This is a genomic window from Shewanella inventionis (assembly GCF_014641855.1).
Lineage (GTDB): Bacteria > Pseudomonadota > Gammaproteobacteria > Enterobacterales > Shewanellaceae > Shewanella > Shewanella inventionis.
On the sequence record NZ_BMII01000029.1, the window covers coordinates 1 to 11,905 of the forward strand.

Consider the following 11,905-nt stretch of genomic DNA (forward strand, 5'->3'; position numbering starts at 1 on the left):
CTCACCCGTCCGCCGCTCGCCACCTCAGGAGTAAACTCCCTTGTGCTGCCGCTCGACTTGCATGTGTTAGGCCTGCCGCCAGCGTTCAATCTGAGCCATGATCAAACTCTTCAATTAAAGTTTTTTGGGACATCGTCTCGGCTCAATGAATTCTGATTGCTTATCTCACCAAAGTGAAACAAGTCTTTTGTACATATTGCTATGAACATTCATCATTCTCACTTAAGAGAAAAACATTGAGTTTAAATTTTTTGATTGCCTACATTCCGAAGAACAAGAAGACAATTTCGAATAACTCAATACCTGTGAATGTCCACACAGATTACTTGATAAATTGTTAAAGAGCGTTGACCGTTTCAGTAGGTCAGGGCTGCGTATTTTACGCATTCCCTTTATGGCGTCAAGTGTTTTTTCAAACTTCTTTTTGCCGTTATCTCTGCTACCTCAGTAGCTTGATAACACTCACCGGTTTTTGCTTTCGCTGTCTGCCGTGTCAGTGGATGCGCATTATAGGCAGCTTCAGATTTAGTGCAAGCGCTTTTATGCAAAAAAATGATCTTTTTTCGATCTTTTAGGCCGTAGACTACTTAACTACACGATACACACTATTTACCCCCAAAGTTATCCACAATGGCTTTGTTTTGTTGATGTTTTACTGACAGTAGAAACCATAAAGGCAGCGTATATACGCTGCCTTTATAATTAAGTGGATTTGATAAATTAACTTAGTTTACCATGACACTGTTTGTATTTTTGACCTGAACCACATGGACATGGATCATTACGGCCAATTTTATCGCCATTACGAATGACAGTTTTAGGTACTTCTGGTGTTTGATCGCCAGTGTCTGTTAATGACTCTACTGCTGCATGTTGATAAGCGTGTTGAATTTTAGCTTCTTCTTCACGGCGACGTTGTTCCATTTCGTCAACATCAGATTGTGCTTGCACTTGTACTTTCGACAATATGCTAATGACATCATTTTTTAATGACTCGAGCATTTGCTGAAATAACTCAAATGATTCGCGCTTATATTCTTGCTTAGGATTTTTTTGGGCATAGCCACGTAAATGGATACCTTGGCGTAAATGATCCATTGCTGCTAAATGTTCTTTCCATAAGCCATCTAAGGTTTGAAGCATGACTGCTTTTTCAAATTGACGCAGTACTTGCGAACCGACCATTTGCTCTTTAACTTGGTAAGCTTGTGTCCATGAATTCATGATCCGTTCACGCAACGTTTCTTCGTGTAGGTCTTCTTCTTTATCTAACCATTCTTGAATCGTTAATTTGAGATTAAATTCATTACTTAGACGTTGCTCCAAACCAGGAATATCCCACAACTCTTCTAATGATTGTGGCGGGATGTATTGGTCAATCACACCTGCGATTACATCTTGCTCGATATTTTTGATGGTGTCTTCAATACTGTCGGCATCCATTAGCTCGTTACGCTGAGCATAGACAACTTGGCGTTGGTCGTTTGCCACATCGTCATATTCAAGTAGTTGCTTACGAATATCGAAGTTACGAGCTTCTACTTTACGTTGTGCATTTTCAATTGCGCGGGAAACCCATGGATGCTCAATCGCTTCACCTTCTTCCATACCTAGCTTTTTCATCATGCCCGATACACGGTCTGATGCGAAGATGCGCATTAAGCTGTCTTCCATGGATAAGTAGAAACGTGAAGAACCGGCATCACCTTGACGACCTGAACGACCACGAAGCTGGTTGTCGATACGGCGAGACTCGTGACGTTCAGTACCAAGAATATGTAAACCACCGGCTTCGATTACTTTGTCATGCTGAATTTTCCAGTCACTGCGAATTTTAGCAATTTGCTCGTCAGTTGGGTTAGCAAGGTTTTCGATTTCAACCTTCCAGTTACCACCTAACACGATATCGGTACCACGACCTGCCATGTTGGTTGCAATGGTTACTGCCCCAACACTACCGGCTTGCGCCACGATTTCTGCTTCTTTTTCATGAAACTTAGCATTCAATACACTATGAGGTATTTTGGCTTTTTTAAGTAAAGAAGCTAAAAGCTCAGATTGTTCAATTGACACTGTACCCACAAGTACAGGCTGACCACGCTCGCGACAACCTTGGATATCTTTAATGATTGCGGCATATTTTTCTGACGCGGTTAGATAAACCAAGTCGGCCATATCATTACGGACCATAGGCCGGTTTGTTGGAACAACTACAGTATCGAGACCATAAATATGCTGGAATTCAAACGCTTCAGTATCGGCGGTACCTGTCATACCCGCTAGTTTTTCATACTGACGGAAGTAGTTCTGGAAGGTAATAGAGGCTAAAGTTTGGTTTTCATTTTGAATATGAACACCTTCTTTGGCTTCTACGGCTTGATGCAACCCTTCAGACCAACGGCGACCAGGCATAGTACGACCTGTATGTTCATCAACGATAATCACCTCGTTGTCTTGTACTATATAGTCAACGTCTTTTTCGAATAAGGTGTGTGCACGTAATGCCGCATTAACATGGTGTAATAAAGAAATGTTTGTCGCAGAGTAAAGTGAATCGCCTTCTGCTAACATGCCTTTTTCAATAAGAAGCAGCTCGACCTTTTCCTGGCCACGCTCGGTTAAATGTACCTGTTTACCTTTTTCATCAATACTGTAATCACCTTCACCAACTTCGTCTTCGGTGTCTTCTTTATCTTGACGAATTAAGCTTGGGATAAGTAAGTTAATTTTTGTGTAAAGCTCTGAGCTATCTTCAGCTGCACCAGAAATAATTAATGGTGTACGTGCTTCGTCGATTAAGATTGAATCGACTTCGTCAATCAATGCATAGTGCAGTGGACGCTGAACACGTTCTTGTGGTGAAAATGCCATGTTGTCACGAAGGTAGTCAAAACCAAATTCGTTATTGGTACCGTAGGTGATATCGGCGTTGTACGCTTCTTTCTTCTCAAACTGGCCAAGGCCGGCAACGTTAATACCAACCGTTAGACCTAAGAATTCAAATAATGGGCGGTTGTTTTCGGCGTCACGACGGGCTAGGTAATCGTTGACGGTAATAACATGCACACCTTTGCCTGTTAAGCCGTTAAGATATGCAGGTAATGTTGCTGTTAAGGTTTTACCCTCACCGGTTCTCATTTCTGCGATACGGTTACTGTCTAAAACCATACCACCGAGTAACTGTACGTCGAAATGACGCATTTCAAATACACGCTTTGAGGCTTCACGAACGACTGCAAAGGCTTCTGCCATGATGTCGTCTAGGGTTTCACCGCTATCGAGACGCTTGCGAAACTCATCGGTTTTCGCTTTTAATTCGTCATTTGATAACTTTTCGTAATCAGCTTCTAATGCATTAATTTGGTTTACAATTTTTCCGAGACTTTTCAGGGTACGGTCGTTGCGACTTCCGAATACTTTTGTCAGTAGTTTGCCTAACATCTTTATCACTTATCTGTTGTAGGTTTGGCTCATTTGAGCGCATTAACCGTTAATTTTATTAACTTGCTTTGCGGTAGACGTACTTTTGTGGATCTATTTGCTGTTTACCACGCAACACTTCGTAATGCACATGGGGGCCGGTTGAACGACCTGTGCTTCCCATACTGGCAATTTTATCGCCTTTGGCAACGACGTCACCTACGTTTACTGACAGAGATTTATTATGACCATAACGAGTGCGAAGACCATTACCATGATCAATTTCGACTAACTCGCCATAGCCAAGCATGTTTCCTGACCATGTTACAACGCCTGCTGCAGTCGCAGTAACATCTGCCCCTTCTTTGCCAGCAAAATCAATGCCTTTATGCATTGTTCGTCGGCCTGTAAAAGGGTCATTTCGTAAACCATAGGGCGAAGATAACCAACCTTTCTCGATTGGTCGCCCTGATATATAACGTTCTTCATCTATATGGAGATTAGATGCTACTGTTTCAAGTAGGGATAACTGAACATTATTATTATCAATTCTGGAGGCTAGCTTATTCATTTCATCAATAAGCTGGCTTAATTCGACGCCATTACCTATTTCACTTAACCCACCGATGCCGACTTCTGCAGAGAAATCGAATTGATCATCAAGGAGGTTATTCTGTGCAACTTGCTGGCCGAGGGCTTCAAGTCGGGTAATTTTGGCTTGCATCTTTGCCACATGAGCAACAAGGGCTGCTAATTGGGTTTCGGTGGCGGTTTTGAGTTCAATCACTTGTTGCGTTTGCAGTTCACGTAGTTGTTTATTTTCGTCAACTTTAGCTTGTTGGCTTGCAAAGCGGTCTGTGTTGTATTGATATATTCCTGTGCCGGTGGCCATCAGAATAATAGGTAGAAGTAACCATCGTTTGCTTGGTTGCCAACGCGTTACGCCATTTCGACCTTGAATAAAAACTGTTACACTCATAGCCTAATTCAGCCATCTTATTATCATATGAAAAAGCCCCCTCAAGATCTCAGCAACTTAGTTCATGTGTCAGGGCGACTACCTGAACTTGCCGAGAAAGCAGAACTATTAAACAATCTGAATCAGTATGTAAAACAGACATTGAATGGTCCTGTGGCTGAGCAGCTTAAAGTGGCTAATCTCCGCCAGGGTGTTCTTGTTATTGAAACTACATCAGCAGCATGGGCTGCAAGAATAAATTTTCAAAAGCAGAAGCTATTACAACAGCTCCAAATTGACACGCTTCCGATGCTTACCGCTATTGAGGTAAAAGTCAATCCTGGGCTTGCATTATCTAAGCCGCAAGTTAACACCAATCAAAACAGGATTAGTGATACTGCAGCTCAACATATTGAGGCATTAGCTGAACATGTCGACGGTACACTAGGTGAAAAACTAAAACGGCTGGCTGCATTAGCCAGCCGTAATAGGCAATCTTAACCATTAAGCGTGTGCTAACGCACCCGGAACCATAAAGCTGACGGGGACATCGGCTTCTTTGTCGAAGCTTACTAATTCCCAAGCATCTTGCTGGGCAAGTAATGCTCGAACAAGTTGGTTGTTTAACGCATGACCGGTTTTATAAGCAACAAATTCGCCCACAATTGCGTGACCTGCCACATACAAATCACCAAATGCATCTAGAATTTTGTGCTTAACGAATTCGTCTTCATAACGCAGACCATCAGGGTTTAATACACGATATTCGTCAAGTACAACGGCATTTTCCATGCTGCCACCTAGCGCAAGGTTATTTGCACGTAGGTATTCAATATCACGCATAAAACCAAATGTTCTGGCACGACTAATGTCTTTTACAAACGCTGATGTAGAAAAGTCCATCACCATATGTTGTTGGCTACGGGCAATTTCTGGGTGAGCAAAGTCAATTTTAAAATTGACTCTAAAGCCTTTAAAAGGTTTTAGTTCGGCCCATTTGTCGCCGTCTTCAACACGCACAGGTTTGGTAATTTTCAAATATTTTTTAGGCGCCGCTTGTTCTTTGATCCCTGCACTTTGCAGTAAGAACACGAACGGGCTAGCACTGCCATCCATAATCGGGATTTCTGGTGCATCGACTTCGATAATCGCATTATCGATGCCTAAGCCGGCTAGTGCAGCAAATAAGTGCTCAATAGTTGATATTCTAATACCGGCATCATTCACTAGAGCTGTACACATAGTCGTTTCACGAACCATATCAGCCTTTGCTGGAATAGACACAGCAGGGCTTAGGTCGGTACGCTTAAGTACAATCCCGGTGTTTACTGGTGCGGGCATAATGCATAGAGTCACTTTATTGCCGGAATGTAATCCAACACCAGTGCTCTTCACCATTTTTTGAACAGTTCTTTGAAAAATCATTCAGTTACCCGTAAATATCAATATTAAACAAATAGTTGCAAAAACAGCCTAAGACCATCATGCAGAGCTGGTATGACATGCTACCATAAGTTTAGATTTTCACAAAAAAATCACTAACCCAGTAGCAAATCCGTGAACCGGCTTGCAAAATAATCTCTTTTACAACAGCGTACTCATTAATCACGCAAAAACATCACGTTTTATCCGAGTGTTAGTCAGCCTGCTTACGTAAGAATGCTGGAATATCAAGATAATCAGCATCTGGACGTTGAGAAGGTTGTTGCTGTGGAACCGCATTGCCTTTTGGCGTCGCATAGCTAGTTTGAGGAATCACTTCTTCAACTGGCTCTGGACGAGGCTCAATCGCAACTGGCTCTGGACGCGCAACTGGCTTAGACACTAATTGAATGTCCGGCTTTTTCTCTGCGCCAATACCTGTAGCAACGACCGTTACACGTAACTCATCGCTCATCTCTGGATCGATCACTGCACCGACAACAACCGTTGCGTTATCTGATGCGTAAGCTTTAACATGGTTACCCACAGTTTCTAGCTCTTCGATACTGATATCCATACCTGCAGTAATGTTAACCAATACGCCGCGCGCACCCGCTAGATCAATATCTTCAAGCAATGGACTGGCAACAGCGGCTTCTGCAGCTTCTTCTGCACGGTCATCACCTGTGGCAACACCGGTACCCATCATGGCATTACCCATTTCAGACATAACGGTTTTCACGTCGGCGAAATCGACGTTGATTAGACCTGGGCGAGTGATGAGCTCTGCAATACCTTGAACTGCGCCTAATAGCACGTTGTTAGCAGCAGCAAATGCATCAAGTAATGATGTGCCACGGCCAAGTACTTTCAGTAGCTTTTCGTTTGGAATGGTAATGAGTGAATCAACATGCTTTGCTAATTCGGCTATACCAAGTTCTGCGTAGGCCATACGCTTTTTACCTTCAAAAGGAAAAGGCTTGGTCACAACCGCAACAGTCAAAATACCTTCTTCGCGAGCAATTTCTGCCACAACAGGAGCGGCACCAGTACCGGTACCACCGCCCATGCCGGCTGCGATAAAGATCATGTCTGAGCCTTTAATGGCTGCGCGAATATTTTCGCGATCTTCTTCAGCTGCTTGACGACCCACGTCTGGATTAGCGCCAGCACCAAGGCCTTTAGTCACATCACGACCAAGCTGGATTGTTGAACCCGCACCTGATTTACGTAATGCTTGAGCATCTGTATTTGTGACGATAAATTCAACACCTTCGATGCTGTGTTTTACCATATGTTCGACAGCATTACCGCCGCCGCCACCGACGCCGATGACCTTAATCACCGCTTCGTCTGAATGAGTATCCATGATCTCAAACATTGTCTGATCTCCGTATGTCTGCGTTATTAAAATTCACCCTTAAACCAACTTTTGACCCGATTCAAAAAGCTGGTAACCCCTTGACGCTCAGGTCGTTCAAACTGACGTTCGATAACTCGCCTTGCGCCATAATGAAGCAAGCCTATTCCTGTTGAGTAAATAGGTTGATCCACATATTCGTACAATCCTTTAACTGGCAACGGCGATGCCACACGAACTGGCATACCAAATGTTGCCTCGGCAATGTCAACTGCACCTGATATGGAGGACGTACCTCCGGTGAGTACTATGCCTGCTGCAATTTGGTCTTCTAATCCACTATCTTGCAGCTGCTTGAGCACAAGCTCAAACAATTCTTGATATCTTGGCTCTACGACCTCGGCCAATGTATGTCTTGACATACTGCGTGAAGGGCGACCGCCTACTGACGGAACCTCGATGCTGTCTTCACGACTGACCGTTGAGCTTCTTGCACTGGCAAATTGCACTTTAATTTGCTCTGCATGTGTTAACGGTGTTCTAAAAATTTTAGCGATGTCACTGGTGACTTGGTTACCAGCCACCGGGATCACTGCACAATGTCGTAACGCGCCGTTGGTATATACAGCAATATCGGTTGTTCCACCACCAATATCGACAATGCATACGCCTAAATCTTTCTCGTCATTGGTCAATACCGAGTCAGCTGACGCTATCCCAGAAAAGACTAAGTCGTCGACTTTTAAACCACAACGCTCAACGCTTTTAGTGATGTTCTTTGCCATATCGTTAGCACAGGTCACAATGTGTGCTTTGGCTTCCATACGCATGCCCGACATACCAATTGGGCTTCTAATGCCATCTTGAACATCAATTGAGTATTCTTGTGGTAGCACGTGTAAAATACGACGCTCTGTCGGTATTTTTACCGAGCGAGCGGTATGGATTACATTATCTACGTCTTCTTGTGTGACTTCTTCGTCGTTAATGGACACCATGCCGTTTTCGTTTTGGCAAGCAATATGCTTACCCGAAATGCTTAAATACACAGACGACACTTGGCAGTCTGCCATTAACTCTGCCTGATCTAACGCTCGTTGAACACTGCGCACAATAGAGTCGAGATCGTTAACACCGCCTTTATCCATACCGCGTGACGGGTGGTTACCTAAACCAATGACACTAATCTCACCATCAGGTAATACTTCACCAATGATCACTGCGACCTTGGATGTCCCTATATCTAGCCCCACGATGAGGTTTCTTTCCTGATTTTTGGTCATTTATTGTCGACTCTCTGTTTTGAATCACCCCAGCCTACTGCAAACCCGGTATCGTAACGCAAATCAACGGTTGCAACTGGTTTATTACTTTGCTTCAAAGTAGGATACACGTTAATAAAGCGCTGTATCCGTGACATTTTATCTTCTCGCCCTAACTCAATTTCAATCCCGTTGGCTAATACTGCATGCCAGGCATAGCGGGGACTTAATCGTAAATTAACGAGGGTAAATCCGTTTATCGTCAGTAAATCATTTAACTGCTGAAAACTGGTTAATACTTCTTGTTCTGTTCCTTCCGGGCCAGATAGCATTGGCAAATTTTCGTGCTGCGCATGGGCTTGTGCATTAAAGACTTCACCATTCACATTCAACCATGCGCTATTATTCCAATGCGCTATTGCTTGCTGCTCTTGCAAAGTGACCTTAAATTTTGCAGGCCATTCTCGCCTTACAGAAGCATGATAAACCCACGGCAGCGCTTCTAATGCTTTTTGTACTTCAACAACATCTGCGCTAAAAAAGCTACTTTGCATTAACGATTGCAGCGCATTTTTAATCTCTTCATCAGTGGTGTAAATCCGCTCACCCTTAATGGCAACTGCTTCAATAGGCAGAGCATCTGCGTCATTAAGCAGGGTATGGAGCTGCATTCCAGCCCAAAAAACTGTGCCCAGCACACATAGTAAAAACAGCAAGCCGGTGCAAAAATACCAATTTACACGTGCTAGATTCTGTTTTAATTGGCGCCCTTTATCGCTCCACGACACCTTACATCCGCCTCTGACATAGTTCTGGGTGCTGCCCCAAAAGATCGGCCATTATATCGACCAATCCCTAATGATTAAAGCATGATTTCCACCCATGAAAATTGGTTGAAAATCAATCATTTCCTTGTTCTTCTTGCTGGGTTTTAAAGCCTAGTTCACTGAGCGCTAATTCTTTTGATAATGCTCCGATATTGCCTGCACCCTGGGTTAAAAATAAGTCACCTTGCTGCAATACATCCGGCAATACCGCTGCAAGTTGCTCTGGGCTAGCCACAAAAATGGGATCTATCTGACCGCGTAAACGAATTGAGCGACATAATGCCCGCCCATCAGCGCCAGGAATTGGGGCTTCACCCGCGGCGTAAACATCAAGAAGCAGTAAGCAATCAACTTGTGATAACACATCAACAAAGTCTTCATATAAATCGCGTGTTCGGCTGTAACGATGCGGCTGATACGCCATCACTAAGCGCTTATCTGGCCAACCTGCACGGGCTGCTTTAATTGTTGCTAGCACTTCACTTGGGTGGTGACCATAATCATCAACTAACATGACATTACCATTAGGAGTGGCAAATTCTCCTAAATGCTGGAAGCGGCGACCAATGCCTTCAAACTCAGCTAATGCTTGTACAATTGCTTCGTCGTCAATGTCGTCTTCAGTGGCTACGGCAATTGCAGCTAATGCATTGAGTACGTTATGTTGCCCTGGTAAATTAAGTACAATATCTAAATCATCTTTTGCATGGCGCTTTACTGTAAAACTTGACTGATGACCGTTTTGAGCAAAGTTAATTGCTTGCACATCAGCGTCTTCACTAAAACCATACGTGACAACTTGACGACCAATACGCGGCATAATGTCACGGATAACACCATCGTCAATACACATCACGGCAACACCGTAAAACGGTAAGTTGTGTAAAAAGTCGACAAAGGTGGTTTTTAACTTTTCAAAGTCACCACCATAAGTATCCATGTGATCAGCTTCAATATTGGTGATCACACTGACCATGGGCTGTAAATGCAAAAAGCTGGCATCACTTTCATCTGCTTCTGCAATCAAATAACGGCTAGTGCCTAAACGAGCATTGGTGCCTGCACTGTTTAGTAGCCCGCCAATCACAAATGTTGGATCGCGTTCAGCTTGACCATATACACTGGCAATTAAACTGGTGGTTGTGGTTTTACCATGAGTCCCAGCAATGGCTACGCCATGACGATAACGCATCAACTCAGCTAGCATTTCAGCACGGCGAACGATTGGAATGCGTAGCTCTTTTGCCGCAACAATCTCAGGGTTTTGCTGGTTAATTGCGGTAGAAACCACCACAACATCAACATTTTCAACACTCTGGGCCTGATGGCCAATAATAATTTTTGCACCTAAGCTATGTAGTCGTTCAGTCACGCTATTAACCGCAATGTCTGAACCACTGATTTGATAGCCTTCATTGACTAACACTTCGGCAATACCGCCCATGCCAGCACCACCGATGCCAACAAAATGAATGCGCTTGATCCGTCTCATTTCAGGGATCATGCTACGAAGTTGTGCGTATCTTTCTGTTTTTGTCATTTCAACCCTTTGTTGCAACTGAGGCACAAATATCTGCTACACGTTGAGTAGCATCTAACACTGCAACGCCTCTTGCTTTACGGCCCATCTGGGCGAGTTCTTCTCTATGTTCAGCAAACAATTGCAATTTTTCAGCAAGATTGTCTGCATTTAAAATCGATTGTGGCAATAAAAACCCTGCACCTGCATCAACCAGTACCGATGCGTTGACGGTTTGGTGGTCGTCAACAGCATGTGGGTAAGGCACTAAAATACTCGGGAGCCCTACCGCTGCAAGTTCTGATACCGTTAACGCGCCAGAGCGACACACGACTACATCTGCCCATCGATAAGCGGCTTCCATATCGTCGATAAACTCAGCCACATTTACCGAGTCTAATTGCCCCAACTGTTGATAACTGGCTTTTACGGCAGTGTGATTGTTTTTCCCTACCTGATGCCACACAGTTATTGAATGATGCTTACTTAAATGCGCCACAACAGACGGCATAACATCATTAAGCACTTTGGCACCTAAACTACCACCAACAACCAATATCCTTAACGCATCGACTTGTGCTGTTTTTGCGTGTTCGCCTAATGCAATAAGCTCTTGGCGAATGGGGTTACCCACCACTTCCACATTGGCGACATTATTGCCAAAGGTATTTGGAAATGCACATAACACTCTTTTAGCGATGTTAGACAGTAATTTGTTGGTCATTCCAGGGATGGCATTTTGCTCATGCAATACCACTGGCACACCCGACAACTTACCCGCCACACCACCAGGTCCGCTTGCAAAGCCACCCATACCCAAAATAACATTGGGCTTAAAATCATTAATGACTGCTTTAGCCTGTATAATCGAGCGCACAATTTTAAACGGCGCGGCTAATTTTCTTATCAGGCCATTGCCACGCACACCTTTAATATCGATAAACTCAATATCAAACCCGTGTTGGGGTACTAAGCGCGCTTCCATCCGATCGGCTGTACCTAACCAACGCACCTGCCAGCCTTTTTCAGCTAAATGTTTTGCCACTGCCAGCGCAGGAAATACATGCCCACCAGTGCCCCCTGCCATGATCAAAATGCGTGGAGAACGACTCACATTACTATTCATTAATTTGTTCT

General features: G+C 43.9%; 9 protein-coding genes and 1 rRNA gene. 1 reads left to right on the top strand and 9 read right to left on the bottom strand.

Annotated features, from left to right (window positions below; genetic code table 11):
* From IEW93_RS16140 to IEW93_RS16150, 3 genes are all read right to left on the bottom strand, one after another.
* A 16S ribosomal RNA gene (locus IEW93_RS16140) occupies nt 1-117 on the bottom strand; the annotation flags it as partial.
* Nucleotides 118-720: 603 nt separating this feature from the next.
* Entirely contained in the window at nt 721-3,441 is a 2,721-nt protein-coding gene (secA, locus tag IEW93_RS16145) for a preprotein translocase subunit SecA (RefSeq protein WP_188740323.1), read from the bottom strand.
* A 58-nt stretch (nt 3,442-3,499) separates the two neighbouring features.
* Entirely contained in the window at nt 3,500-4,399 is a 900-nt protein-coding gene (locus IEW93_RS16150) for a M23 family metallopeptidase (RefSeq protein ID WP_188740324.1), read from the bottom strand.
* Nucleotides 4,400-4,426: 27 nt separating this feature from the next.
* Between IEW93_RS16150 and IEW93_RS16155 the strand changes: the two genes are divergently transcribed.
* The gene (locus IEW93_RS16155) at nt 4,427-4,879 is read left to right on the top strand and encodes a DUF721 domain-containing protein (RefSeq protein ID WP_188740325.1); all 453 of its coding nucleotides are present in this window, start codon (nt 4,427-4,429) and stop codon (nt 4,877-4,879) included.
* Nucleotides 4,880-4,882: 3 nt separating this feature from the next.
* Here IEW93_RS16155 and lpxC read toward each other — a convergent pair whose 3' ends face one another.
* The 6 genes from lpxC to murG all read right to left on the bottom strand — a co-directional run bounded on the left by lpxC (nt 4,883) and on the right by murG (nt 11,894).
* Nucleotides 4,883-5,803 (bottom strand): UDP-3-O-acyl-N-acetylglucosamine deacetylase, encoded by a 921-nt coding sequence (gene lpxC / locus IEW93_RS16160; RefSeq protein WP_188740326.1) that lies wholly within the window; start codon nt 5,801-5,803, stop codon nt 4,883-4,885.
* A gap of 211 nt (nt 5,804-6,014) precedes the next feature.
* Entirely contained in the window at nt 6,015-7,181 is a 1,167-nt protein-coding gene (ftsZ, locus tag IEW93_RS16165; protein WP_188740327.1) for a cell division protein FtsZ, read from the bottom strand.
* Nucleotides 7,182-7,207: 26 nt separating this feature from the next.
* Entirely contained in the window at nt 7,208-8,443 is a 1,236-nt protein-coding gene (gene ftsA / locus IEW93_RS16170; RefSeq protein ID WP_188740328.1) for a cell division protein FtsA, read from the bottom strand.
* Complete coding sequence (locus tag IEW93_RS16175) at nt 8,440-9,093, bottom strand: cell division protein FtsQ/DivIB (RefSeq protein ID WP_283104417.1); 654 nt, start codon at nt 9,091-9,093, stop codon at nt 8,440-8,442. Before IEW93_RS16175 ends, ftsA begins: the two co-directional genes overlap by 4 nt.
* A 229-nt stretch (nt 9,094-9,322) precedes the next feature.
* Nucleotides 9,323-10,789: a UDP-N-acetylmuramate--L-alanine ligase gene (gene murC, locus IEW93_RS16180; RefSeq protein WP_188740330.1), complete on the bottom strand. Its 1,467-nt coding sequence runs from the start codon at nt 10,787-10,789 to the stop codon at nt 9,323-9,325.
* A 1-nt stretch (nt 10,790) separates the two neighbouring features.
* A complete protein-coding gene (gene murG, locus IEW93_RS16185; protein WP_188740331.1) occupies nt 10,791-11,894 on the bottom strand; it encodes an undecaprenyldiphospho-muramoylpentapeptide beta-N-acetylglucosaminyltransferase in 1,104 nt (367 codons plus the stop codon).
* Nucleotides 11,895-11,905: the final 11 nt, after the last annotated feature.

Coding starts and splice junctions, on each gene's coding strand:
- lpxC (WP_188740326.1), bottom strand. CDS start 5,803: ATGATTTTTCAAAGAACTGTTCAAAAAATGGTGAAGAGCACTGGTGTT.
- IEW93_RS16175 (WP_283104417.1), bottom strand. CDS start 9,093: ATGCAGCTCCATACCCTGCTTAATGACGCAGATGCTCTGCCTATTGAA.
- secA (WP_188740323.1), bottom strand. CDS start 3,441: ATGTTAGGCAAACTACTGACAAAAGTATTCGGAAGTCGCAACGACCGT.
- ftsZ (WP_188740327.1), bottom strand. CDS start 7,181: ATGTTTGAGATCATGGATACTCATTCAGACGAAGCGGTGATTAAGGTC.
- IEW93_RS16155 (WP_188740325.1), top strand. CDS start 4,427: ATGAAAAAGCCCCCTCAAGATCTCAGCAACTTAGTTCATGTGTCAGGG.
- murG (WP_188740331.1), bottom strand. CDS start 11,894: ATGAATAGTAATGTGAGTCGTTCTCCACGCATTTTGATCATGGCAGGG.
- IEW93_RS16150 (WP_188740324.1), bottom strand. CDS start 4,399: ATGAGTGTAACAGTTTTTATTCAAGGTCGAAATGGCGTAACGCGTTGG.
- murC (WP_188740330.1), bottom strand. CDS start 10,789: ATGACAAAAACAGAAAGATACGCACAACTTCGTAGCATGATCCCTGAA.
- ftsA (WP_188740328.1), bottom strand. CDS start 8,443: ATGACCAAAAATCAGGAAAGAAACCTCATCGTGGGGCTAGATATAGGG.